Genomic DNA, 24781 nt, shown 5'->3' with positions numbered 1-24781 from the left:
CGGCTGCTTATAACAGTAAGGCCATACGCTAGAAAGGGAAGATTCAGCGCCCCGAGTCCTAACGCCATGCCGGAAGAGCAGACGACTTTCGGAGGCAACTGAGGCAGTGATCGACAAGGCTCCGAGGGCGCCCCCATTGAATCTGGTGGTCCCGATCCGATCGACAGGCTTACACTCCCTCGCAGACAGGTATCGTGAGCAAGTTGAATGAGACTGCATTTCCACGACGCGCGCGGTTTCCTGCGTACTTTTTTTCTGCCATTGGCGCTCGCGCTTCTTGCGAGCGCGTGCAGCGCAAGCAAGCCACCGTCTTCTGAAAAAGAAGACCTTCTCCTCATTCGGCCATTTCCGGTGGATGCCACCGATGCCCATGTGCGCTTCGAATTCGAAGCAACGCCGAAGAATGTAAATCTCACTCAATCCTACATCGTTGGATTGACTTTGAACCGCAAAGGCGAGCTCGATCCAGTCACTTTCTTAAATAACGGGAAATCTCCGCCACGATATGCGGTCCATGTCGAGGCCTGCAAATGGATCGGGGATCAATGCCAAAAACTACCCACTGAAGACGCGTTTCAAGCGTACATCAAGAAAGAACCAGCTAGACGTAAATTTTTTGAATGGCGGTTCGGAAACGAGGAAAAAAAATACATTGACGTCGCCGCACACACCTCAGATACGAGCAACTGGACCGTTTGCTATTTGCCAATAGACAGCTACGGCCGATACCGCGTCGACGTCTCATCTCAATCAGGAAATCCAGCACTCAAAGACCCGTCTGCGCAAATTTCCGTTCAACGGGAATGGACTTCCTCCAAATAATCAAAAATGAATTTGAATGGGGCATCTAATGGACAGGCAGCATTACACAGTAACGGTCGTCATTGCCGCGCCCGGGACGCCCCTTTATACAAAGGGAAAGCAACAATTGGTGGATGGTGAACCAGCCACCTCTGGCCCAGGGCACATGTTTTTCGTACTCGACGATGGCAAAAGCAGGCCAGCCAGCTATGGCTTTGCCCCGATCACTCATGGGCAAATGAACGGCCCAGGAAAAATCTATGACACAGATGCAAGCGAATATCACAGGCCAGCATACTCAAGAACCATCGAAATAAGCAAAGAACAATATGAAAAACTCCATAAATTTGGGGAAGAACCAGAAAAATTTGGTTTTGACACACAATACAGGGACGTACGCAACAATTGCGTCGATTTCACCTGGGCGGCCCTCAATCATGCCGGACTCCATCGAAACAAGAGCATTGATGTAAATGGCTTACTTATTCCAGGAGCCGGGCAACTGCTTCCGGACGTTCGCATCCCTCTGCCGCTAGAAGGGCCTGGAAAAGATGCTTACCGCCCGCTACGCAATATCCACGGTGTAGAGAGCATTGAGGCACCATTTCCTGACAGTCCATTGAACAGGGAAATCCGTAACCCGCTTCCATCGCAAAGGTCTTTGCAGCAGCACATTCTCAGCGAGGAGCGGCACGCGCCATCGTTAAAGGATCCCACGCATCCCGGCTACCAACTGTTTGCACAGGCAAAGGATCACATACAGATACTGGATCGCGAGCACGGACGACAAACGGACGCGCGCAGCGCCAATCTTGCGGGCTGCCTGGCGGTGCAGTCCTGCAAGATGGGAATGGACCGCATCGACGAAGTCAGGCTGAGCGACGATGCCTCGCGCGCATTTGCAGTGCAGAACAATCCTTACTCGGCCGGATCGCACGACCAGCTGCGTGCCCATGTCGATACGGTCGCCGCACTCAATACACCGCTGGAGCAGAGCAGTCAGGAATGGACAAAGGCTGCAGCCGAACGCGGGCAGGCAGAGCAGCATCGGAACTTGCAACAAGAGCAGACGCAGGCACCAGCAGCTCGGACCATGAGCTGACCGCACGAGAGTCGCCAGATGTGCACTCCTGCGCCCGACCTGTTGGCTACTAACTGACTTCTCAGAGCCAGCAACCATAGTCTACGGTGCAGCAACCTTGTCACTGCACCAATGCGAGTCGGCAGGAAACTCAGGCCTGCAGCTGGATCGTCAACGCGGCAGCGGCGACGCGCGTCTTCTCACGCGCCGCATCGATGCTGTCCGCGCGCGCCAGGGTGACGCCGACGCGGCGATGGCCGTCCACCCGGGGTTTGCCGAACAGGCGTAGTGCGGTGTCCGGGTCGCGCAGCGCCTCGGCCACGTTGTCGAACACCGGCACGCCATTGCCGTGCGCCAGCAACGCGCACGATGCCGAGGGGCCGGCCTGACGGATCACGCCGCCGTCCTGCGCGCCCACCGGCAGGCCGAGAATGGCTCGGGCATGCAGCGCGAATTCGCTCAGGTCCTGCGAGACAAGCGTGACCAGACCGGTGTCGTGCGGGCGCGGCGAGACTTCGCTGAACCACACCTCATCGCCCTTGACGAACAACTCCACGCCAAACAGGCCCCAGCCGCCGAGCTCGTCGGTGATGGCCTTGGCGATTTCCTGCGAGCGGCGCAACGCAGCGGCCGACATCGGTTGCGGCTGCCAGCTTTCGCGGTAGTCGCCGTCCTGCTGCCAGTGCCCGATGGGGTCGCAGTACGAGGTGCCACCGGCATGCCGCACGGTGAGCAAGGTAATTTCGTAATCGAAATCGATGAAGCCTTCGACGATGCAGCGACCGGCACCGGCACGCCCGCCGGTCTGCGCATACGCCCACGCCGCATCGATATCGGCCTCGCTACGCAGGGTGCTCTGGCCCTTGCCCGAGGACGACATCACCGGCTTGACCACGCATGGCACCCCCACCGCGGCGATTGCATTGCGATACTCCTCGACGGTATCGACAAAGCGATACGGCGAGGTCGGCAGGCACAGCGTTTCGGCTGCCAGGCGGCGGATGCCTTCGCGGTCCATGGTCAGGCGCGCGGCACGCGCCGTCGGGATGACCTTCTGGCCTTGCTCGCGTTCCAGCGCCACCAGGGTTTCGGTATGGATCGCTTCGATCTCCGGCACGATCAGATGCGGCTGCTCGCTGGCGATCAGCGCGCGCAATGCTGCGGGGTCGAGCATGTCCAGCACATGCGAGCGGTGCGCCACTTGCATCGCCGGTGCATTGGCATAGCGGTCGGCTGCGATCACTTCCACACCGAAACGCTGCAGCTCGATCGCCACTTCCTTGCCCAGTTCGCCCGAGCCCAGCAACAACACGCGGGTGGCGGAAGGCGATAACGGCGTGCCGAAAGTGGTCATGAGCGCGGTCCAGAACGAGAGGGGCCGCCATTCTAACGGTTGCCCACTGCCACGCCGACGAACGGCTGTTGTTTAACTGATATCACATTGATATCTTCTTACCATTCCACAAGGACTCGCGCTCATGAAAGAGAAGCCGATCGGTTCGTTACCCGGCATTCCCGTCGTTCTCGTCGCAGGCGCCGGCCTTGTCGGTACGTCTTGGGTTGTATTGACGATGATGGCCGACAACAGCGTCACGCTGGGCGCGTTCATCGCCGCGGTACTGGTCGCGGCGGCGTGCATTTTCATGCTGGCCGGGCTGTACACGCTGGAGCCCAACCAGGCCGCGGTACTGAGCCTGTTCGGCAAGTACGTCGGCACCGTCAAGGACGCCGGCCTGCGCTGGAATGTGCCGTTCTACGCCAAGCGTCGCGTCAGCCAGCGCGTACGCAATTTCGAAAGCGGGCGACTCAAGGTCAACGAGCTGGATGGCAGTCCGATCGAAATCGCTGCGGTGATCGTATGGCAGGTGCTCGATGCCTCCGAAGCGGTCTACAACGTCGACGACTACGAAAGCTTCGTGCATATCCAGTCCGAAGCGGCGCTGCGTGCGATGGCGACCAGCTATCCGTACGACCAGCACGAAGACGGCCAGATCTCGCTGCGCAGCCATCCGGCCGAAATCAGCGAGCAACTCAAGCGGCATCTGGACGAGCGCCTGACCCAGGCCGGCGTGGACGTGATCGAGGCGCGCATCAGCCACCTCGCCTACGCGCCGGAAATCGCCCAGGCCATGCTGCAGCGCCAGCAGGCCAATGCGGTGATTGCCGCACGCTCGCGCATCGTCGCCGGCGCAGTGGGGATGGTCGAAATGGCGCTGTCGGAGCTGCACAAGAATGGCGTGGTGCAGCTGGACGAAGAGCGCAAGGCGCATATGGTCAGCAACCTGCTTACCGTGTTGTGTTCCGATCGCGGGACCCAACCGGTGGTCAACGCCGGCTCGCTGTATTGAGGGCTGCCGATAAAACACCTGCGCTCACTGCCGCCCGGGCGCAGCCGCGGTTCGGCATCGGCATGCGCCACTCGTACACTGCGCTTGTGGGCGCGCCCTCCACGCCACCTGGCGAGCGCTCGCTTCCGTTGCGTCAGCCACTCCGAGATCGATCTGATGAATATCATGGTGCCCCTGGTGGTTGCGCTTTCCGGCTTGCCCGCGCTTGCCATCGCCGCGTCCATCGGCGCCGACGATGACGACCGTGCACGCGGGCTGGGCCTGCGCTGGGCATTGATCAGCCTGGTGATCCTGGTCGGCGCCGCATGCCTGTACTGGGCTGGCGACAATCGCGCCGGCATCTATGCCGTGGTGATCGGCATGCTCATCGGCGTCAACGCGTTGATCGTGTCGATGGTGATGCACCTGCGCCGTCACGGCGGCCGCAGAGACGGCAAATGAGCGAAAAAAAAGCCTACCCGCTGCGTATCAACGCCGATGTGTTGGCCGCCGTGCAGCGCTGGGCCGACGACGAATTGCGCAGCCTCAATGCGCAGATCGAATACGTGCTGCGCGATGCGTTACGCAAGGCTGGCCGGCTACCGAAACCGCAGGGCGAAAAAGAACAATCCGAAAATTGATCACGCGCCGTCGATCATCCAGACGCGACTGCGCACCGGTGTAGCGGTTCGCCCATCTGGGTCGGTGCGGGTCACAGCGCCTGGCCGGACTGGCAGCGCTCACCAGGCAACCGCTAAGCTGCGTAGATGCATCATCTTCAACGTGTACTCCTCAATACCAGCGCGATCGAGCTGTGGCCGGCCGATCTGCTGCGCGCGCGCGGCAATGCGGATGCGCGTGTGCTGGCACAGGCCGACTGGCTACTGCGGCGCAAACGCGATGGACGCTATCTGGCTGCACATCTTCCGCAGGGTCTGATGCCGCTGATCCCGCGGCTGGCACGCGAGCATGGCCTGGACGAAGCATTGGACCGTCTGCAGACCGCAACCGGCCGCATCGGCCAGGTACGCGACGACACGCTGGCGATCGACGGATTGCAGCGCCGGCTGAGCCAGCTCGGGCTCGCCGCCGACGACTATGTGCAACGGACCGGCCTGCAGTTGATTGCCGAACCGGCCGCACTGCAGTTTGCCGGACGCGATCGCTTCGGCCGCCCGCTATGGCTCAGTGCCGGCGCTGCACGCGCATGGCGACAGATGCGTGCGGCTGCGCTGCGCGCAGACATCGTGATCGATGCGATTTCAGGCTATCGCAGCCACGACTACCAACTGGGCATCTTCGAGCGCAAGTTCGCGCGCGGACTCACCCTGGAACAGGTCCTGACGGTCAACGCAGCGCCGGGTTTCAGCGAACATCACAGCGGCGACGCACTGGATCTGGGCACACCGGGCGAGCCGCCGGCCGAAGAGTCCTTCGAAGCCACGCACGCATTCGCCTGGTTGTGCAGCAACGCACACGCATTCGGCTACCGCCTGAGTTATCCACGCGACAACCCGCATGGCATCGTCTACGAACCGTGGCATTGGCGTTGGTCGGCGGGATGAGCCGGTCGAACGTCATGCGCCACGCAGCGCGGCTGGACAGGACGGCCCGTCGCGTCTGCCCCGCGTGCGTTCGCCCTACTCCTGAACGCGGTGTCGGCACCTTGGTCGCCACACTGAAGTCGGCAATCTTCCACAGATAGAACGCGGCATAGGTGCGGTACGGGCCCCACCGTTCGCCGCGTGCGGCCAGTTCGCTAGGGGTGGGCATCTGCTCCTGCTTGTCCACGCGCTGCGCCCCTTTGCGCACGCCCAGGTCGTCGATGGGCAGCAGATCCGGGCGGCCCAAGCGGAACATCAGCATCATTTCCACCGTCCAGCGGCCGATGCCGCGCACCGGCACCAGCGCCTGCACGATGGCGTCCTCGTCCATGAAAGCGAGCCTGCGCAGCGAGGGAATCTCGCCTTCGCGTTCGCGCCGTGCCAGATCGCGCAACGCCAGCGCCTTGTTGCCGGAAACGCCGCAGGCACGCAGCGCTGCATCGTCGATACGATCGAGGGTGTCCGCATGCAGCCGCTGCGCACCGATCGCCACTTCCACCCGCGCCACGATGGTCGACGCCGCCTTGCCGCTGAGTTGCTGGAACAGGATGGCGCGTGCCAGCGCATCGACCGGGTCGAAGGGTTTGTGCCAGCCCGGTTGCGGGGCGATCGGGCCGATGCGCTTCATCCACGCACCCAGCGCGCGATCGCGCCGGGACACATGCGCGAACGCAGCCTCCACATCGAATCCGCGGGCATGGCACGGCATGCTCAGCGCCTCAGCGCACCAATGGCCAGCACCACCCAGCCCAGCATCAGGCCCACTCCGCCGACCGGCGCCAGGGTGGTCGGCCACTGCAGCAACGCGCCCCCGACCAGGCTGCCGGCAAACAGCAACGTGCCGAGCAACAGCAGGTACAAGCCCACCCGGCCCAGCGCGCGCGTTTCGGTGGCGCCCAGCACGGTGAGGACCGCGCCGTGGCCGAATGCGTACAACGACGCCAGCTGCAGCCGCGACTGCACCACCGCATCGGCAACCCCGTGCGAGGCATAGGCCGATAGACCGACGGCAGTGGCCGCCAGCAGGCCGCCGCAGAACGCCAGCAGCGAGGGGTGTTTCTTGCGACGATCAAGCAAAGACATGCAGGCAACTTCCATGGCAGCGCCGCAGCGCAAAAAAAAACGCGCCGCAAGACTGCGGCGCGTTTTCGTCTGGATCAGCTCATCGTGGTGAGACGATTACTTGATGGCCCAGTAGACGTCGTAGGTGCCGTCCTGGGTGAACGACTTGTCCACGCCACCCTTCCACGCTTCGTATGGACGATCGGTCACGTCCATGCCGCTGGTGGCAGCCCAGGCGCGCAGCGAGTTACGCACTGCGTCCAGACCGGCCATGTGGCCTGCGTAGGTCGCAAAGGCCGAACGGTGCGCCGGAACCCGCTGGTACTTCACCGGTGCTTCGGACGGAATGTTGAGCTTCAACTCGTCGCCCGTTGCAGCCACCGGGGTTGCATCGGCGGGTGCCGCGGCAGCCGCGTCGTCCTTCTTGGCATCGGCCTTGGCGGTGTCGGCCTTGGCGTCGGCCTTCGGAGCACCACCAGCGCGCTTGCGCACCGGCTGCACCACGTCGAAGGCGTACTTGTCCGAAGCGAAGTCGGTGGTCACGATGCGCACCGGACCAACCGCCTCAAGGCCGTTGGAATCCATCACGCGCTTGATCCACTCCTGGTTGTCCTTGATCGACTTCTTGATCGTCTCGTTGTCACGATCGATGTTGCCCGCGGTGACGACCAACAGGTCCTCGGCCGGCACATCGACGATCTTGAGGTCGCTCAACACCGGCTTGCCGTCAAGCTCGGCGCGGTAGTCGAAGTTCGGCACGGTGGCCAGCGCGGTCGCCAGACGCGACAGACCCAGCTTCAGGTCGTCGCCCACGTGACGGCTGACGTACAGGCCGGCATAGCGACCAAACAGGTTCCAGCCGTACTTGACGCTGTAATCCTGGGTGATCTTGACGTTCTTGTTGTTCTTGCCGGTCGGCACCAGGGTGAAATTGGTGACCTTGTCGTAGCCCTTGGTGGGATCTTCGATTGCGATCTCAACACGCTCGTTCTTGACGCTGTTGGTGATCTCCCAGCTGCCGTTGCCGATATAGCCCTCGGTGGAGCTGTATTCGACGCGTGCACCCTTGCCCTCTTCCGGGCCGGCCAGCTTCAGCTGGATCTTCGGGTCACGCAGCACAAGCGGGTTCCAATCCTTGAAACGACGGAAGCTGTTCACGGTGTCGTAAACAATCGTCATCCTGCGGTTGGTCTCAACACTCTCGGACATCTGCCGCTCCGAGGGCAACACCAAGCCCACCACGACAAACAAGCCAGCCACGATCCCCAAGGCGATCAGGAACTCGATAATACGGGTCATTCAGGAGGTCTCCGGGGCCGATCCCACGGCCGGGTTGAGTGAAGCGAAGCCACCATCCTAGCAGGCTTCGAGAAAGATGTTCAGTTGTGCGACGGGTAGCGCGGTCTTGCGGTGTCATTCACCGCGCAACGCAGCGCGTGGGGGATGCGCAATCCCAACCTGCACAAGGGTTTGGGCGATTGCGCGCCGCTATCATGCACATCACGTGCTGCGTGCGTGTGATGTTGCAGTGGCCGGGCGGCACCGGTCCGCCCATTTCGCAGTCCGACCGGCGCCGCAGCGTCCTGAATGCGAGTCCGGTGCCTGCTGCAGGCCGGCTTGGCGTCGAGCTCGCCGGCGCAGGGCCGAGCTCACACCAGCTGCAGTTCGAATGCTTTCAGCACCGCGCGGGTGCGGTCGCGTACGCCGAGCTTGGAAAGGATGTTGGAGACGTGATTCTTGATGGTGCCTTCTGCCACGCCCAGCGAGTTGGCGATTTCCTTGTTGGAAAACCCGCTCGCCATCAGCCGCAGGATCTCGGTTTCGCGGTCGGTGAGCGGATCGGGGCGGTCCAGGCTGACGAACTCGTTACGCATGTGCTCCAGACCCGACAGCAGGCGCTGGGTCACCGCCGGCTGCACCAGCGAGCCGCCTTCGGCGACGGTGCGGATGGCGCCAACCAGTTGTTCCAGCGAGACGTCCTTGAGCAGATAGCCCTTGGCGCCGGCCTTGAGCCCGGCCAGCACCAATTGGTCGTCGTCGAAGGTGGTCAGGATGATCGTCGGCGGCAGGGTGCCGTTGCGCGAGAGCATCTGCAGCGCTTCCAGCCCGGACATCACCGGCATGCGCATGTCCATCAGCACCACGTCCGGCTGGATCTGCGGAATCTGCTCCACTGCCTGCTTGCCGTCGGAGGCCTCGGCCACCACCTCGATGCCGTCGTCCAGCGCCAACAGCGAGCGGATCCCCTGGCGCACCAGGGTTTGATCGTCGACCAGGCACACACGGATCATCACAACACTCCTTGGGTCACGGCCGCAGGCATCAGTGCCGGCGCGCCTGGAACAGCGATGCGCAGGCCAAAGCCCTCACCCCGCCGGGTTTGAATTTCGAGCTTCCCACCATACTGGTTCAGCCGCTCACGCATGCCGCGCAGCCCGTTGCCGGGCGCGACCGCATCGGCGCCGTGGCCGTCGTCGCGGGCGTCGATCAAAACCGTATCGGCATCGCGGCGCACCTGGATCCACAGGTTGCGCGCGCCGGCATGGCGCACCGCATTGGTGATGATTTCCTGGGTACAGCGCAGCAGCACGTGGGCGCGCTCGGGGTCGTCCAGGGTCAGCGGCTGGGCGATGTCCAGGTGGATATCCAGCGACGGCACCTGGGTGACCAGCGGGCGCAGCGCCGCTTCCAGGTCGATCGCGCCGCTGTCGCGCAGATGGCTGACCGCCTCGCGCACATCGGTGAGCAACAATTTGGCCAGCGTGTGCGCCTGGCGCACGTGCTCCTGGGCCTGGCCCTCGGTGATGTGGCCGGCCACTTCCAGGTTGAGGCTGAGCGCGGTGAGGTGGTGGCCGAGCAGGTCGTGCAGCTCGCGCGAGATGCGGGTGCGCTCGTTGATGCGCGCACTCTCGGCCAGCAACGCGCGGGTGGCGCGCAGTTCGGCGTTGAGCCGGCGCTGCTCTTCGCGCGCATCGGTCTGCTGGCGGGCCACCAGGCTGGTGACGAAGATGAACATCGAAAAGCCGCCGTACAACAGCGACTGCATCAGCGCCGCGAACAGGGTGAAGTCCGGGCGCAGGTAGTAGAACACCGGCAGCACCGCCAGCTGGCTCAGCACCAGCCATAGCACGCCCACGCGCAGCGGCAGCAGCCACGGGATCACCCCGGCCGCCACCATCATCAGGATGCTGCCGAGCCCGGTTCCGCTCAGATAGCTCACCGCCAGCGCGCAGATGGTGAGCAGCAACAGGATCAACCGGTCGTACCAGTGCGCGTGGCCGCCGCTGTTCAAGCCGCGGGTCAACCAGAAGTAGCTGGCGCCGAAGCCGATGAAGAATGCCGACATCATCACCGCCTCGGCCACGCTGCGGTGGTCGCCCTCTTCGGCCGGCGGCCAGTAGGTGTACACCAAGGGCATGACGATCATCGCCCAGGTGAACAGGCCGGCAAAGCGCAGGACGCGCGTGTGACTGAGGTATCCCAACATGCCCGCATCTTAGGCGTAAGCGACCGCGCTGCCCTCTTGCCGGAAGTCATGCATGCCGGCAGGTGCACGGGTGGCGGATGTCGGACCCGCACAGCGCCTGTGCCGACGCGCCGTTGCACGCCGGCACCTGCCGCGCGCCGGCCGATCGCATGCGCTGGGTCGCCGCTTCAGGCCCCGCATGTAATAATCCGACGCAGATCCGATTTCGGGTCGACGCGTTACCCCACGGAGTCCCAATGTCGATCGTCATCCGCGACGTGCGCGAGCACGAGCTCGATTCCGTCCTGGCCCTGAACAACAATGCCGGACTGGCGATCCTGCCGCTGGATTCAACCAGGCTGCAACGTTTCTACGAGCAGGCCGAGTATTTCCGCGTCGCCGAGCGCGACGGCAACCTGGCCGGGTTTCTGGTCGGTTTCGGAAGCGGCAGTGCGCACGACAGCAGCAATTTCGCCTGGTTCCGGGACCGTCACCCGGAATTCTTCTATATCGACCGCATCGTGGTCGCCAGCCGCCGCCGCGGCGGTGGCGTCGGGCGGGCGTTCTATGCCGATGTGCAGAGCTATACCGAGCTGCGTTACCCGCAGCTGGCGTGCGAGGTGTTCCTGGACCATGGCGCAGATGCGGCCTTGCTGTTCCATGGCAGCTTCGGCTTCCGCGAGGTTGGCCAGAACACCATGCCCGATGTGGAAGTGCGCGCCAGCATGCTGATGAAAGACATGTGCAGCTATCGGTGGGTCAAGGAGACCTATGGCGGCAAGTTGCCCGACCACTTGCCGTGGGTGGGCCGGCCGCGTCATGCCGCCACCACCGCTAGCCCATCGACGGGGAGCTGAGTTGTGGCAAGTGTGAATGTGGATTTTGAACAGGCCGGCGAACTGAAGATCGGCCAGGTGGGCATCGCCAACCTGCGTGTGCGGACGCTGGATGTGCCGCGGCTGGTGCAGGAAATGCGCGAGCGCGTGAGCCGCGCGCCCAAGTTGTTCGGCCGTGCGGCGGTGATCCTGGATTTCGGCGGGCTGTCGCAGGTGCCGGACCTGGCTACGGCCAAGGCGCTGCTGGACGGCCTGCGCGATGCCGGCGTGCTGCCGGCGGCGCTGGCCTACGGCACCAGCGAGATCGACCTGCTGTCCCAGCAGTTGGGCGTGCCGCTGCTGGCCAAATTTCGCGCGCAGTACGAGCCGACCGCGGTCAGTCCGCCACCGCCACCGCCGCCGCCCGCACGTGCCGAGCCGGCACCGCCGGCCGCGCGACCGGCGCCGGGCCGGATGCAGCGCACCGCGGTGCGTTCGGGTCAGCAGCTGTACGCGGAGAACTGCGACCTGACCGTACTCAGTACGGTCGGTGCCGGGGCCGAGGTCATCGCCGACGGAAGCATCCATATCTACGGTACCCTGCGTGGCCGCGCTCTGGCCGGCGCGCAGGGCAATCCCGACGCGCGCATCTTCTGCCGCGACTTCCACGCCGAACTGGTTGCCATCGCTGGCCACTACAAGGTGCTGGACGATGTTCCCATGGACCTGCGTGGCAAGGCCGTCCAGGTCTGGCTGGAGCAGGATCAGATCAAGATCGCTGCGCTTGATTGACGCGGCCCAACCACAGAAATATTCGGAGAAATCCTTTGGCTGAAATCATCGTAGTCACCTCCGGCAAGGGCGGCGTCGGCAAGACCACCACCAGCGCAAGCCTGGCTTGCGGGCTGGCCAAACGCGGCAAGAAGGTGGCGGTCATCGACTTCGACGTCGGCTTGCGCAACCTGGACCTGATCATGGGCTGCGAGCGGCGCGTGGTGTACGACTTCGTCAATGTCGTGCACGGCGAAGCCACGCTCAAGCAGTCGCTGATCAAGGACAAGCGGTTCGAGAACCTGTACGTCCTGGCCGCCTCGCAGACCCGCGACAAGGACGCGCTGACCCAGGAAGGCGTGGAAAAGGTGCTCAAGGACCTGGCCGCCGACGGCTTCGACTACATCGTCTGCGATTCGCCGGCCGGCATCGAAAAAGGCGCGTTCCTGGCGATGTATTTCGCCGACCGCGCGGTGGTGGTGGTCAATCCGGAAGTCTCTTCGGTGCGCGACTCGGACCGCATCATCGGCCTGCTCGATTCCAAGACCCGCAAGGCCGAAGAAGGCAAGGCCGTGCCGGCGTTCCTGCTACTGACCCGCTACAGCCCGGGCCGCGTGGAAGGCGGCGAGATGCTCAGCATCACCGACGTGGAAGAAGTGCTGGGCCTGAAGGCGATCGGCGTGATTCCCGAATCCGGCGACGTGCTCAACGCCTCCAACAAGGGCGAGCCGGTGATCCTGGATGCCGAGTCCCCGGCCGGCCAGGCGTATGACGACGCAGTCGCCCGCATCATGGGCGAGGAGCGCCCGATGCGATTCACATCCGTGGAGAAGAAAGGCTTCTTCAGCAAGCTGTTCGGAGGGTAAGCATGGGCCTGCTCGATTTTCTCAAGAGCAAGAAGAACACCGCCGAGACGGCCAAGAACCGCCTGCAGATCATCATTGCGCAGGAGCGCAACCACCGCGGCGGGCCGGATTACCTGCCGCTGATGCAGCGCGAACTGCTGGAAGTGATCAAGAAGTACGTCAACATCGATGCCGATGCGGTGCGCGTGGATCTGGTCAAGGACGGCGAACACGACGTGCTGGACATCTCGGTCGCCCTGCCGGAAGACGGCGACAAGTAAGCGCCGACAACGGCACCGCGTTCGCACGGTGCCGTTGTTGCATGTGACCCGACCGCGAGCCATTGCGCGTGACCACCGCCCCCACTGCCACACCCACCGCTGCCGATGTTCTGTGCGTGGCCGATATCGGCCTGGACGCACCTGCCGCCCTGCTCGCGCGCTATGGCTTGCGCCTGCATCGCGTGGACAATGGTGCAGCGATTCCAGGCAGTTTCTGGGGCGAACCGGAGGCCGGCATCATCGGCTGCGACGTTTACGTGCGCGACGACACACCGGTGCATTCGCTCCTGCACGAAGCCGGACATCTGATCGTGCTGCCTGTGGAAAAACGCGCCGCCGTGCATACCGACGCCACCGATTCGGTGGAGGAAGAAGACGCCACCTGTTACCTGCAGATCCTGCTGGCCGAGCAACTGCCCGGCGTGGGCAGCGCGCGCCTGATGGCGGACATGGACAGCTGGGGCTATACGTATCGGCTGGGCTCCACCCGTGCATGGTTCGAGCACGACGCGGAGAACGCGCGCAGCTGGCTGGACGCACGCGGCCTGTTGCCTGCCTGAGCTTGCGCGGCGCGTTCAAGTGGCTGCCCAACCGCAGCGAGCAGTGGTCAGCAGCGACGGGCATCAGGGCGGTGCGGCGTTCGCAGCAGCCACGGCGAACGTGTGGCACCTGCAGTACCGAGTAGCGGACGCACCGTCTGGCCTGAGCGCAGTCGGTCGAGTGATCGGCCTCAGGATCCCGTTGCCGTGGCGCCGGAGAGATCCAGCGTGGCCACCGTGCCCTGCCCTGCATTGGAATCCAGCTGCAGATGCCAGCCCAGGTGCTCGCACAACCGTCCGATCAGCTCCAGCCCGATGCCACTCCCCTGGCGTGCGTTGCCGCGCGCCAGGCGCGTGTAGATGGCGCTGATCTCTTCGGGCGTCATGCCATGGCCGGGGTCGGCAATGCGGACCACGCCGGGCGCCGACAGCGAGATGCGAATGATGCCGCGGTCGCTGTTTTCGATGGCGTTGCGCAGCAGGTTGCCGATGGCCGTCTGCACGATGGCGACCGGGGCGACCAGGCTGCACGGCGGCAACGGGTCCACGACCAGTTGCAGATCCTTGTCGGCGCACAGGTGCGTGTGGTCGGCCACGATGTCCGGCAGCAACTGATCCAGCCGCAACGCATCGCTGCTGCGCACCAGCCGGCCGGGGTCCTTGGCCAGCACCAGCAGCAAGGTGATCAACTGCTCGACCGAGGCGCTGGTCTGGGCAATGCGCTGCAGCTGGTGGCGTACCGCCGGCGGCGTGCCGGGTTGCTCCAGCGCCAGCTCCACCGCATTGCCGATCACCGCGATGGGCGTGCGCAATTCGTGGCTGGCGCTGTCGATGAAGGCCCGCTCTCGGTCGACGAACTGGCTGTTGCGTTCCAGATAATCGTTGAGCGCATCGGCAATCACGTACAGTTCGGCGCTGCCCTGTGGCCCGACCGCAATCTGCTGCGCACGCTGCCCTGGACGCAACGCGCCGATGTCGCGCGCAAGTTCCACCAAAGGGCGCACCAGCCGGGCCATCGCATACGTGCCCATCAGCAAGGTGATGCCGATCAGCGCGATGCCAGCGGCCAGCATCCAGCGGGTCAGGAACTTTTCCAGCGCTTCGAAATCGGTGATGTCCAGCACCAGGGCCAGGCGGCCGGCATGCGCGGTGTCGCGCACCATCACGGCACTCTGGCGGCCGGCGATCTCCAGACCGTCGTGCAGGCCGGGATGCAGGGTGCACAAGACCGGCGGCGTGCGCGCGACATCGTCGACGCGGTACAGCCGCAAGGTGTCCGAGTCCTGCCAGTGATACTCCGGATTCTGCACGCTGCGCTCGAGAATGCTGTCCAGTTCGGAATTGAGCAGCGAGCGCCACACGCCGTGTTCGGCGCGTTCGTGCAGGTACTGCGCGGTGCCGAACACCGCCAGGGTCATCAGCAGCGTGTAGCCGAACAACCACACCAGCACGCGGCGACCCAACGGGCGCTGTTTAGACATCGCTGCAGTCGCCAGCGCCAGGTGCATCGGCCGCATCCAGCTGCGCCAGCCGGTAGCCGAGCCGCGGCAAGGTATGGATCAGTTTTTGCGCGAACGGGCCGTCCACGCTGCGACGCAACTCATAGATATGCGAGCGCAGCATGTCGCCGTCGGGCGGATCGTCGCCCCACAACGATTGCTCCAGGCGTTGCCGCGTCACCGCAGCTGGGCTGGCCTGCATGAGCACCTCCAGCAACTTGCGGCAGGCCGGATACAGATGCAGCACCTGGCCGGCGCGCGTCGCTTCCAGCGTGGCCAGGTCCAGGCGCAGGTCGGCCACTTGCAGCAGTTTGCCGCGGCGACGGCCGTGCGCACGCGCCAGCAAGGCTTCGATGCGCACCTCCAGCTCGGGCAGTGCGAAGGGTTTGGTCAGGTAGTCGTCGGCGCCGGCGCGGAAGCCGGCGATCTTGTCCGGCAGTTCGTCGCGTGCGGTGAGCATGATCACCGGCAATTCGGACTGGTGCTGCTCGCGCAGCCGACGCAGCACTTCCGGTCCATCCATGCGCGGCATCATCCAGTCCAGGATCAATGCGTCGTAATGCTGGGTGGTCGCCAGATGCAGGCCGGTGACGCCATCGGGCGCGGCGTCCAGGGTATGCCCGCGCGCTTCGAAATAGTCGAACAGGTTGGCAACCATATTGCGGTTGTCTTCAATGACCAGCAGCCGCATGAGCGGGGTTCCAGGACGGCCCGGCAGGCACAGTGTGCGCATCCTAACCGAGGCCGGCCAAACGCGACCGCTATCGCCGGTACCGCCTTCCAACCGGTTGCGCTTCGGCAGCAGCGCATGGCGATGCCTGCGCTGCGATGCGCGATCACGCAGGCGCGGCTCCGACAAATTTCCGACCCACTTGCCAGATAGTGTCTGCCCGCATTTACTCAGGGCGTGCGCGTGTCGCCTGCCATCGCTGCCTCCTTATCCCGCCAGCGTGCACTGCTGGCCGCGCTGCTGTTGATCGTCGTCAGCTTGCTGGCCGGGCTGGGCATGCGCCAACCCAATCCGCCGGACGAGCCGCGCTTCGTGCTGGCCGCGCGCACCATGGTCGAGACCGGCCAGTGGCTGCTGCCGCACCGTGGCAGCGAGTTGTATGCAGAAAAACCGCCGGTCTTCATGTGGCTGCAGGCGGCCACCTACGAACTGGTACCGCACTGGCCGGTGGCCTTCCTGCTGCCGTCGCTGCTGGCCGCGCTGGCCACGTTGTGGCTGACCTGGGATATCGCGCGCCGGCTCTGGACGCGGCGCGTGGCGGCCCACGCGGTGCTGGCCTTGTTCACGGTGCTGCAGTTCGGCCTGATGGCCAAGCGTGCGCAGATCGATATGGTGCTGGTGGCGCTGACCACCCTGTCGTTGTGGGGACTGCTGCGGCACCTGCTGCGCGGGCCGGACTGGCGCGCCTGGACGCTGGGCCTGTTTGCTGCCGGCGTCGGCACGGTGACCAAGGGCGTCGGTTTTCTGCCGCTGCTGGTTTTGCTGCCGTGGATGGCGCTGCGGCGTACGCATTGGCGCGTATTGCCGGCGCGCGCGCTGGCAGGACGCAGCTGGGCACTGGTGCTGCCGGCGTTCGTGGCCGGTACGGCGGTGTGGCTGGGGCCGCTGGGCATCGCGCTGTGGCACAGCGACGACCCGCAGCTGCATGCCTATGCGCACGAGCTGTTGTTCAAGCAGACCGGCACGCGCTACGCGCACGCCTGGCATCACGTCAAACCGTTCTGGTACTACCTGCAGGTGATCGCCACCTTGTGGCTGCCCGGATGCCTGTTGTTGCCGTGGCTGCTGCCGGCCTGGTGGCGGCGACTGCGCCGCGGCGACCCGCGCTATGTGCTGCTGCTGGCCTGGAGCGTGCTGGTGCTGCTGTTCTTCAGCGCCAGCCCGGGCAAACGCGAGGTCTATATCTTCCCGATGCTGCCGGCACTGTGCATTGCTGCGGCGCCGTTGCTGGCGGGGTTGTTGCGCCGGCGCGGCGTGCGGGCGCTGCTGACCGGGTATGTGCTGCTGCTTGCCGTCGCCGGCCTGGCGCTGGGCGGCGGCATTGCGTTGCATCTGCACTGGGCCGAGAACACCGCAGTCAAGCGCGGCATGGAGCTTGCCTCGCTGCAGCCGGTGGGTTTCTGGTTGATCGGCCTGGGCGTGGTCGGCCTGGCGGCGAGTGCATGGTCGCGCGGTAAACGCGCGGGCACCGCGTTGGTGGTGATGACCGCCGCGCTGTGGACGGTGTTCGGCCTGGGGTTGATGCCGGCGCTGGATCCTTATAGTTCGTCCTCACGTCTGATGCAGCGCGTGGGCCAGCGCATCGGCCCGGACGCGCAGCTGGGCATGCTGGCCTGGCGCGAGCAGAACCTGCTGCAGGCCGATCGCCCGGTGACCGATTTCGGCTTCAAGGCGAGCTGGCAGGACCAATGGGCCAAGGCCGGCCCGTGGCTTGCGCAAGCGCCGCACACTCGCTGGCTGTTCGTGCTCAAGCAGGCGGTGCCGGCATGTATCGATCCGGCGCAACGCATCGATATCGGCGAGTCCAATCGCAATCAATGGCAGTTGCTGCCCGGCACGGCGTGGCATGCCGGTTGCATCGCCGCTGCGTCCGACGCCGAACAAACCGGTAGCGAAGGCGATGCAGACTGAACGCTTGGTGTCGGGTTAACGGCCGGGCAACCCCGGTCCGACCGCTTTCCGACATCCGGGTTTCGAAGATGTCGGGCATTGACACAGGCCGCCATCTCGATGACAACGCTTCCCATCCGTGCGCCGACCGTGGCGCATACCGCCAGCGGCGTGGAGACGCACTTCCTCGTGCGCCATCTGTGGCTGCCCCTGGCCTGCGTCCTGTTGGCGAGCGCGCTGCTGATGGGCGCCGGTGGCGACCAATGGATCGCCGATGCGCTGTATCGGTTGGAAGGCGGCCACTGGTTACTCAAGGACCACTGGTTCACCAGCGGCGTGATCCACCGCGTGGGTAAATGGTTGAGCACGGCAGCCGGAGTCGGCGTGCTGGTGCTGGCCATCGTTGCGTGGTGCAGGCCGCGCCTGAAGGTGTTGCGCTGGCCGCTGACCTACCTGGCCGCTTCCGTCGCGCTGTCGACCTCGCTGGTGTCGCTGCTCAAGTCGTGGACGGCGATGGATTGCCCATGGGATCTGAGCCGCTATGGCGGTACGCAAGCGATGATCGGGCTATTCGAATCGCGCCACGGCATCGCCGCGTCCGGGTGTTTTCCTGCCGGCCATGCCAGTGCCGGTTATGCGTGGGTGGCACTGTATTTTTGTGCGCTGGCGCTCCGTCCTGCATGGCGGTTTGCAGGTTTGTTCATAGGCTTGGCAGCAGGTCTCATTTTCGGTGTTGCGCAACAATTGCGCGGCGCGCATTTTCTCTCGCATGACCTGTGGTCGCTGGCGGTTTGCTGGGTGAGCGCACTGGCGCTGTACTGCGTGATGCTGCAACGGCCGCGTCGCGCGCTTGGATTGGTGTTGCTCTCGGGGGATGCAGCATGAGTACCTGGTTGCCGGAACCGCGCAGGCGTGGTGGCCTGCGCGCGCTGACGTGGAGTACGCGGCCGACGGTGTCGACCGAAGCTTTGGTGCTGCTGTCGAGCCTGTTTTTTGCGTTGGTGTGCAATCAGTTGTTCTGGCTCACGGCCATGGCCACGCATCCGGGCAGCATCGGGTTTGCGATCTCGTTGATGGCGCTGTTGGTGGCTGTGCATGCGCTGCTCCTGGGCATCCTGGTCTGGCGCTGGAATGCAAAGCCGCTGCTGACGCTCTTGCTGTTCACCACCGCGCTGGCCGCGCACTACATGGACAGCTACAACGTCTATCTGGATGCGGACATGCTGCGCAACGTGCTGCATACCGATCACAAGGAATCGCGCGAGTTGCTCACGCCGGGCCTGATCCTGCCGCTGGTGTGCTACTTCCTGATTCCGACCGCATTGCTGTGGCGCACACGTTTGCGCGCACGCAGTGCGGGCAAGGCGGTGCTGGTGCGATCGGGCTTCCTGCTGGTGGTCGCAGTGGTGGGCGCTGCTGGCGCCATGCTCTCGTCGCAGGATATTTCCGCACTGATGCGCAATCACCGCGAAGTGCGTTATTTGGCCACGCCGATCAATTACATCGTGGCATTGCGGCAAAACCTCAAATCCGAATCGCCGATCAAGCGTGCTCCCAAACAGCCGATCGAACACGACGCCATGGCCACGCCGCGCGCGCCGGGCAGCCGCCCGCGCTTGTTGCTGGTGGTGCTGGGGGAAACCGCACGCGCGCAGAACTGGGGACTCAACGGCTATGCCAGACAGACCACGCCGGAGCTGGCACAGGCAGGGGTGATCAACTTCCCCGACATGCATTCGTGCGGGACCAGCACCGAAGTCTCGGTGCCCTGCATGTTCTCGCCCTACGGGCGTCGCGACTACAACGAAGACATGATTCGTGGCCATCAGTCGTTCCTGCATGTGCTGGAACATGCCGGCATTTCGACGCTGTGGCGCGACAATCAGTCCGGCTGCAAGGGCGTGTGCGACGGGTTGGAGATCCAGAAGCTGGACGATGCCACCACACCGGGCCTGTGCGCCGATGGCCGCTGCATGGACGAGATCCTGTTGAGCGACCTGGCTGCGCAGGTGCGCGCAAAGCCTGGCGACCGCGTGGTGGTGCTGCACCAACTGGGCAGCCATGGCCCGAGCTACTTCGAACGGTACCCGGCGCAGTTCGAACGCTTCAAGCCGGTGTGCAAGACCGCGGATCTGGGCAGCTGCGGCCGCCAGGACATCGTCAACGCCTACGATAATTCGATCCTGTACACCGACCATTTCCTCAATCAGGCCATCCACGCGCTGCGTGGCCTGCCGGACTACGACACGGCGATGATCTATCTCTCCGATCACGGCGAATCGCTTGGCGAAAAAGGCCTGTACCTGCATGGCGTTCCGTATGCCATCGCGCCCAAGGAGCAGACCCATGTGCCGATGGTGATGTGGTTCTCGCCGGAGTTCGCGCGCGATCGCGGCCTGGATGAAGCCTGCCTGCGCCACCGTGCAGGGCAATATACCGATCAGGATGCGCTGTTCCCGTCCGTGCTTGGGTTGATGCAGGTCAAGACCAGCGTCTATGCGCCCGAGCGCGACCTGTTCGCCAAGTGCACCGGCACCACGCTGCGCTGATCGCCAACGCCTGCGTCTGCCCGCGCCGCACATCGCATGCGTGGCGTGCGTTGCCCCTTGCCCTGAACCCCGGCGCGCTCTAGCCTTCGCCGGACTTCACTGCAAGGACCACCCGTGAATCCTCGTTTGCTGTTGCTGGCGTTGGCTGTGGCTGCCGGCACCCTGAGCTTGTCGGCCTGCCGCCGGGATGCGGCACCACCGGACACACCTGTGGCGAGCAAGACCGCGCTGGCCGAAAGCGCCGACCAGTTCGTTGCGCGCATCAGCGCCGAATACAAGGCGGCCTATCCGGAAATCACTGCGGCGCAGTGGCTGTCGTCGACCTACATCAACGGCGATTCGCAGTTGCTGGCGGCCAAGGCCAACGAACGCTCGCTGGCGCAGCTGGACCGGTGGATCGAACAATCCAAGCAGTACGCCGGCACACCGATGTCGGCCGACAGTGCGCGTGCGCTGCAATTGCTGAAATTGATGAGAGCCCTGCCCGCACCGCGCGACCCGGCCAAGCTGGCCGAACTCACCCGCATCGCCGCCAAGATGGAAGGCGATTACGGCGCGGGCAGCTACTGCGTGGGCGAAGGCGAGCAGCGCCGCTGCCGCCAGCTCGGCGAGTTGGAGCAAGTGCTGGCCAGCAGCCGCGACTACAACGAACAACTCGACGCCTGGCAGGGCTGGCACAGCACTGCGCAGCCCATGCGCAAGGACTACCAACGCTTCGTCGAACTGGCCAACGAGGGCGCACGCGGGCTGGGTTTCGCCGACGTCGGGGTGCTATGGCGCAGCGGCTACGACATGCCGCCGGCGCAACTGGCCAGCGAAACCGACCGTCTGTGGGAACAGGTCAAACCGTTGTATGCGCAGCTGCAGTGCTATGCGCGCGGCAAACTCGATACGCAATACGGCAAGGACAAGGGCGAGGTCGCCGGCGGCCTGTTGCCGGCACACCTGATGGGCAATATGTGGCAGCAGGACTGGAGCAACCTGTGGGATCTGCTGCAGCCCTACCCTGGCGCCGGTGATCTGGACATCACCTCCGCGCTGGAAAAGCAGTACCAAGGCAACCTCAGCGCAGTGCTGGCGCGCAACACCGGCGGCGATGGTGGCGCGGCCGCACGCTTCAACGCCGAACGCGAGGCGCAGCTGCGTACCGCCAAGCAGATGACCGAACGCGCGCAGGAGTTCTACACATCGCTGGGCATGCCCAAGCTGCCGGACACGTATTGGCAGCGCTCGCAGTTCATCAAGCCGCTGGACCGCGATGTGGTGTGCCACGCCAGCGCCTGGGACATGAACATGGGCGGCGAGCCGAACCAGAACATCGGCGCGGACGTGCGCACCAAGATGTGCATCAAGCCGACCGAAGAAGACTTCACCACCATCTACCACGAGCTGGGCCACATCTATTACGACCTGGCTTATAACCCGTTGCCGCCGCTGTTTCAGAACGGCGCCAACGATGGCTTCCACGAAGCGATCGGCGACACCATCGTGCTGGCGATGACGCCCAAGTACCTGCAGTCGATCGGCATGGTGGGCGAGCAACAGACCGGCCGCGAGTCGTTGATCAATTCGCAGATGCGCATGGCCCTGAGCAAGGTGGCGTTCCTGCCGTTCGGTTTGATGATCGACCGCTGGCGCTGGGGCGTGTTCGACGGCTCCATCACGCCCGAGCATTACAACCAGGCCTGGTGGGAACTGAAAGCCAAGTACCAGGGCGTGGCGCCGGTCAGCGCGCGCGGCGAAGAATTCTTCGACCCTGGCGCCAAGTACCACGTGCCGGGCAACACGCCGTACACGCGCTATTTCCTGGCGCATATCCTGCAATTCCAATTCTACAAAGGCCTGTGCCAGGCCGCCGGCCATCAGGGGCCGCTGTACGAATGCAGCTTCTACGGCAACAAGGACGCCGGGCAGAAGTTCTGGTCGATGCTGCAGCGTGGTTCCAGCCAACCCTGGCAGACCACACTCAAGGAACTCACCGGCAACGACAAACTCGATGCGGGCCCGATGCTGGAATACTTCGCGCCGATGAGCGAGTGGCTCAAGCAGCAGAATCAAGGGCAGATGTGCGGGTGGCAGGCAACGGCCGCCGCTCCGGCAACCACGACGACTGCGCCTGCGACGGCGCGCTGATGACGCATGGCAAGGGAAAGCGTCGACCACCGGGCAACCGTCGCTTCGGCAGATTGCTCAGGCGCAGCGCTCTCTGACAGCGAGGTGTTGCGTCGATGATCGGTCAGCGTTGCACGCGGTGGTTGCTGGTCTGTATGACGGCAGGTGGGTGCAGCGCAGCGTTGGCGGTGCTGTTGTCGCTGGCGTGGCACCTGACGATTGCTTATTGCTGGCAGTGGCCGGGATTGATCGGCTCGCAACACAGCGCGCAGCTGCCAGCGTTTCCCGCCTGCATGGCGCGGTGGCATCCTGCCACTGATCAAACCGTGATCGCGATGAGCATGCTCATCGCTTTGGCGACCTGCGGCAGGCTGCTGCACCATCTACTTCGGCATCGTCCACCCGCTGTTGCGCGTCCAGTGACACGCCCTGACTGACACCCAACGCTGTCGTGGGCAGCAGACGTGTCAGGCAGTGCGTCTAGCAGCGCTTGTGCCAGCAGGCTCAGTTGAGCTTGGTGCCGCCCTGCAACCGTTCGCTTAACCTGGTCTTGAACTGCTCGAACTCCATGCCGTCGGCACGGGCTTCGGCGTGCGCGGCGTCCTTGAGGGCGTCCGAGTAGGTCAGCCGCACCGGGGTGCCCTGGCGTTCGTGCAACTCGGCCGCGCGCATGATCAGCGCCAGCACCTGGGCGGCGCTGGTGCTTTCGCCGGCGATGCGGCCATCCATGCCCAGCACCCATTCACCGTCGCGGCGGACGATGCCGGCCAACAGGGTGCGTTGCTGGTCGCGGAGTTCGGCATGCGGTTCGATCGGGGACACCGGCGCGGGATTGGCGGCGGCCTGGTTGCGCTGGCGCTCGGCGGCGCGCTTGCGGGCATCACGGCGCAACTTGGAATCGGTGGACATGCAGGCTCCTGTGAGGTCAGAGGTGGTCGGCCGGCTCCAGAGGCACTGCCTCGGTGGCCTGGCGGTGCCGTAGACGGCGGCCGCTGCGGCGCTCCCAGCGCCAGAATAGCCAGCCCAGCAAGAAAAAGCCGGTCATGCCGATCGCCAGATGCCGCGGATGCTCACTCAGCAGCGGCGACAGCACCCCGGCCACCACCGTATTGGTCATCAACTGCGTGAAGGCCTGCAGCGAGGACGCCAGGCCGCGCTGCTGCGGGTACATGTCCAGCACCGCCAGCGCCAGGATCGGGAAGATCAGCGCCATGCCCACGCCGGCCAGGAAGATCGGCAGCACCGCCCACGGCAGCGCGATCTGCGCCACCGCAAAGGTGTAGGCCAGATTGGCCAGCGCCGCCGCCCCGCAGCAGATGAAGCCGATGCGGATCTGGCGCACCGGCTGCATGCGCCCGGCCATGCGCCCGGACAGGAACGAGCCCAGCGTCATGCCGCCGATGGTGGGAATGAACAGCCAGGCGAAATCGCCTTCGCCCAGCTTCAGGTGCTGCATGATCAACACCGGCGCCGACGCGATGTACAGGAAGATGCCGGCGAAGTTGAACGAACCGGCCGCGGCCAGGCGCTGGAAGCGCGGGTTGAAGCCGATGCGCACGTAATCCTGCAACAGGCGTTTGAACTGCAGCGGCGTGCGCGCCTCCACGGGGTGGGTCTCGGGAAGCCAGGTCAGGGTTGCGATGAGCAGCACCAGGCCGAACACCACCAGGAACCAGAAGATCAACGGCCAGCCGGCGCCACTGAGCAGGATCCAGCCGCCGATGATCGGCGCGATGGCCGGCGCAATCCCGAAGATCATCGACACCTGGCTCATCAGCCGTTGTGCGTCCGGGCCATGGAACAGGTCGCGGATCACCGCCCGCCCGACGATCATGCCCACGCCGGCCGACAGGCCCTGCAGCGCGCGGAATGCCAGCAGTGTGGGCAAGTCTTGCGACAGCGCACAGCCGATCGAGCCGGCGATAAACAAGGCCAGCCCGCCCAGGATCACCCGCTTGCGGCCCCAGGCATCGGACAACGGCCCGTGCGCGATGCTCATCAGGCCATACGCCAGCAGATAGACGCTGATGGTCTGCTGGATCGCCACCTGGTCCACCGCCAGGCTGCGGCCAAGCTGCGAGAACGCCGGGAAGATGGTGTCGATCGAAAACGGGCCGAACATCGCCAGCCCGGCCAGCAGCAGCGCCATGCGACGGGTGGAGGGAACAGCAGAAGTCATGCGCAACGGTACCCGGAGGACTCCCCACGCGCAGGCACCGGCAGCGGTGGTCAGGCCAACGAGCGCAGCGGCAGGCATGGGGCAAAGAAGCCGACACTTTACGCCAACTGCCACCGCATGCGGCCAGCGATGGAGCGCATGCGCGGCACGCAGGCACATAAATCGCAGCCGCGTCCGCTTCGTCCTAGCACGGCATCGTCATCCTGCCCAGCCGAGCGGCTGCGCACCCG

Annotated in this window: 23 protein-coding genes and 2 pseudogenes; 15 read left to right on the top strand and 10 right to left on the bottom strand. The window is 64.6% G+C overall.

Annotation, left to right across the window (positions count from 1 at the left end; genetic code table 11):
* Positions 1–207: 207 nt before the first annotated feature.
* Positions 208–822, top strand: coding sequence for a hypothetical protein (locus tag ACCQ15_RS06105; RefSeq protein WP_011346740.1), 615 nt, complete (start codon positions 208–210; stop codon positions 820–822).
* A 28-nt stretch (positions 823–850) separates the two neighbouring features.
* Positions 851–1903, top strand: coding sequence for an XVIPCD domain-containing protein (locus tag ACCQ15_RS06100; protein WP_011346739.1), 1053 nt, complete (start codon positions 851–853; stop codon positions 1901–1903).
* 130 nt (positions 1904–2033) lie between these two features.
* On the opposite strand, the gene purT is transcribed toward ACCQ15_RS06100, so the two are convergent.
* Positions 2034–3236 carry a formate-dependent phosphoribosylglycinamide formyltransferase gene (gene purT / locus ACCQ15_RS06095; protein ID WP_277574922.1) on the bottom strand — a complete coding sequence of 401 codons (1203 nt, stop codon included), beginning with the start codon at positions 3234–3236 and terminating at the stop codon, positions 2034–2036.
* 283 nt (positions 3237–3519) lie between these two features.
* Here purT and ACCQ15_RS06090 point away from each other — a divergent pair.
* The 4 genes and pseudogenes from ACCQ15_RS06090 to ACCQ15_RS06075 form a co-directional block, all read left to right on the top strand.
* Positions 3520–4230, top strand: a pseudogene (locus ACCQ15_RS06090) (SPFH domain-containing protein); the annotation flags it as partial.
* Between the two features lie 156 nt (positions 4231–4386).
* Positions 4387–4671, top strand: coding sequence for a hypothetical protein (locus ACCQ15_RS06085; RefSeq protein ID WP_008574709.1), 285 nt, complete (start codon positions 4387–4389; stop codon positions 4669–4671).
* The gene (locus ACCQ15_RS06080) at positions 4668–4850 is read left to right on the top strand and encodes a type II toxin-antitoxin system antitoxin (protein WP_008574708.1); all 183 of its coding nucleotides are present in this window, start codon (positions 4668–4670) and stop codon (positions 4848–4850) included. The genes ACCQ15_RS06085 and ACCQ15_RS06080 overlap by 4 nt, the downstream gene beginning before the upstream one ends.
* Before the next feature lie 126 nt (positions 4851–4976).
* Entirely contained in the window at positions 4977–5774 is a 798-nt protein-coding gene (locus ACCQ15_RS06075; protein WP_039418947.1) for a M15 family metallopeptidase, read from the top strand.
* Between the two features lie 82 nt (positions 5775–5856).
* Here ACCQ15_RS06075 and ACCQ15_RS06070 read toward each other — a convergent pair.
* The 5 genes and pseudogenes from ACCQ15_RS06070 to ACCQ15_RS06050 form a co-directional block, all read right to left on the bottom strand.
* Positions 5857–6522, bottom strand: a pseudogene (locus ACCQ15_RS06070) (DNA-3-methyladenine glycosylase family protein); the annotation flags it as partial.
* 2 nt (positions 6523–6524) lie between these two features.
* On the bottom strand, positions 6525–6911 hold the full coding sequence (locus ACCQ15_RS06065) for a DUF423 domain-containing protein (RefSeq protein WP_008574702.1): 387 nt from the start codon (positions 6909–6911) through the stop codon (positions 6525–6527).
* Between the two features lie 81 nt (positions 6912–6992).
* Positions 6993–8174: a polyketide cyclase gene (locus ACCQ15_RS06060; protein WP_011346734.1), complete on the bottom strand. Its 1182-nt coding sequence runs from the start codon at positions 8172–8174 to the stop codon at positions 6993–6995.
* A 350-nt stretch (positions 8175–8524) separates the two neighbouring features.
* Positions 8525–9166 carry a response regulator gene (locus ACCQ15_RS06055; RefSeq protein WP_008574699.1) on the bottom strand — a complete coding sequence of 214 codons (642 nt, stop codon included), beginning with the start codon at positions 9164–9166 and terminating at the stop codon, positions 8525–8527.
* Entirely contained in the window at positions 9166–10362 is a 1197-nt protein-coding gene (locus tag ACCQ15_RS06050) for a sensor histidine kinase (protein ID WP_008574698.1), read from the bottom strand. The genes ACCQ15_RS06055 and ACCQ15_RS06050 overlap by 1 nt, the downstream gene beginning before the upstream one ends.
* A gap of 236 nt (positions 10363–10598) precedes the next feature.
* Here ACCQ15_RS06050 and ACCQ15_RS06045 point away from each other — a divergent pair, with 236 nt between their 5' ends.
* The 5 genes from ACCQ15_RS06045 (at position 10599) to ACCQ15_RS06025 (ending at position 13613) form a co-directional block, all read left to right on the top strand.
* Entirely contained in the window at positions 10599–11198 is a 600-nt protein-coding gene (locus ACCQ15_RS06045) for a GNAT family N-acetyltransferase (RefSeq protein WP_008574695.1), read from the top strand.
* 3 nt (positions 11199–11201) lie between these two features.
* Complete coding sequence (gene minC / locus ACCQ15_RS06040; protein WP_372381330.1) at positions 11202–11948, top strand: septum site-determining protein MinC; 747 nt, start codon at positions 11202–11204, stop codon at positions 11946–11948.
* A 35-nt stretch (positions 11949–11983) separates the two neighbouring features.
* Positions 11984–12793, top strand: a complete 810-nt coding sequence (minD, locus tag ACCQ15_RS06035; protein ID WP_005930297.1) for a septum site-determining protein MinD — start codon at positions 11984–11986, stop codon at positions 12791–12793.
* A 2-nt stretch (positions 12794–12795) separates the two neighbouring features.
* Positions 12796–13053 carry a cell division topological specificity factor MinE gene (gene minE / locus ACCQ15_RS06030; protein ID WP_003484370.1) on the top strand — a complete coding sequence of 86 codons (258 nt, stop codon included), beginning with the start codon at positions 12796–12798 and terminating at the stop codon, positions 13051–13053.
* 68 nt (positions 13054–13121) lie between these two features.
* The gene (locus ACCQ15_RS06025; protein ID WP_184422268.1) at positions 13122–13613 is read left to right on the top strand and encodes a hypothetical protein; all 492 of its coding nucleotides are present in this window, start codon (positions 13122–13124) and stop codon (positions 13611–13613) included.
* A 170-nt stretch (positions 13614–13783) separates the two neighbouring features.
* On the opposite strand, the gene ACCQ15_RS06020 is transcribed toward ACCQ15_RS06025, so the two are convergent.
* Both ACCQ15_RS06020 and ACCQ15_RS06015 read right to left on the bottom strand, forming a co-directional pair.
* Positions 13784–15100, bottom strand: a complete 1317-nt coding sequence (locus ACCQ15_RS06020; RefSeq protein ID WP_372381329.1) for a sensor histidine kinase — start codon at positions 15098–15100, stop codon at positions 13784–13786.
* A complete protein-coding gene (locus ACCQ15_RS06015; RefSeq protein ID WP_003484375.1) occupies positions 15066–15782 on the bottom strand; it encodes a response regulator transcription factor in 717 nt (238 codons plus the stop codon). Before ACCQ15_RS06015 ends, ACCQ15_RS06020 begins: the two co-directional genes overlap by 35 nt.
* A 216-nt stretch (positions 15783–15998) precedes the next feature.
* Here ACCQ15_RS06015 and ACCQ15_RS06010 point away from each other — a divergent pair, with 216 nt between their 5' ends.
* The 4 genes from ACCQ15_RS06010 (at position 15999) to ACCQ15_RS05995 (ending at position 22393) form a co-directional block, all read left to right on the top strand.
* Positions 15999–17732 carry an ArnT family glycosyltransferase gene (locus ACCQ15_RS06010; RefSeq protein WP_218195457.1) on the top strand — a complete coding sequence of 578 codons (1734 nt, stop codon included), beginning with the start codon at positions 15999–16001 and terminating at the stop codon, positions 17730–17732.
* 99 nt (positions 17733–17831) lie between these two features.
* Positions 17832–18596, top strand: coding sequence for a phosphatase PAP2 family protein (locus tag ACCQ15_RS06005; RefSeq protein WP_029818899.1), 765 nt, complete (start codon positions 17832–17834; stop codon positions 18594–18596).
* Positions 18593–20260: a phosphoethanolamine transferase gene (locus ACCQ15_RS06000; protein WP_372381328.1), complete on the top strand. Its 1668-nt coding sequence runs from the start codon at positions 18593–18595 to the stop codon at positions 20258–20260. The genes ACCQ15_RS06005 and ACCQ15_RS06000 overlap by 4 nt, the downstream gene beginning before the upstream one ends.
* Before the next feature lie 114 nt (positions 20261–20374).
* Positions 20375–22393, top strand: a complete 2019-nt coding sequence (locus tag ACCQ15_RS05995) for a M2 family metallopeptidase (RefSeq protein ID WP_372381327.1) — start codon at positions 20375–20377, stop codon at positions 22391–22393.
* A 483-nt stretch (positions 22394–22876) separates the two neighbouring features.
* On the opposite strand, the gene ACCQ15_RS05990 is transcribed toward ACCQ15_RS05995, so the two are convergent.
* Complete coding sequence (locus ACCQ15_RS05990; protein ID WP_003484384.1) at positions 22877–23281, bottom strand: hypothetical protein; 405 nt, start codon at positions 23279–23281, stop codon at positions 22877–22879.
* Positions 23282–23297: 16 nt separating this feature from the next.
* Positions 23298–24551 (bottom strand): multidrug effflux MFS transporter, encoded by a 1254-nt coding sequence (locus ACCQ15_RS05985; RefSeq protein ID WP_031421558.1) that lies wholly within the window; start codon positions 24549–24551, stop codon positions 23298–23300.
* Positions 24552–24781 lie beyond the last annotated feature (230 nt).

The organism is Xanthomonas sp. NCPPB 1754 (assembly GCF_041475725.2).
GTDB classification, from domain to species: domain Bacteria; phylum Pseudomonadota; class Gammaproteobacteria; order Xanthomonadales; family Xanthomonadaceae; genus Xanthomonas; species Xanthomonas euvesicatoria.
Note: the sequence above shows the minus strand (reverse complement) of the source record. Positions and strands in the feature narration are given on the sequence as shown.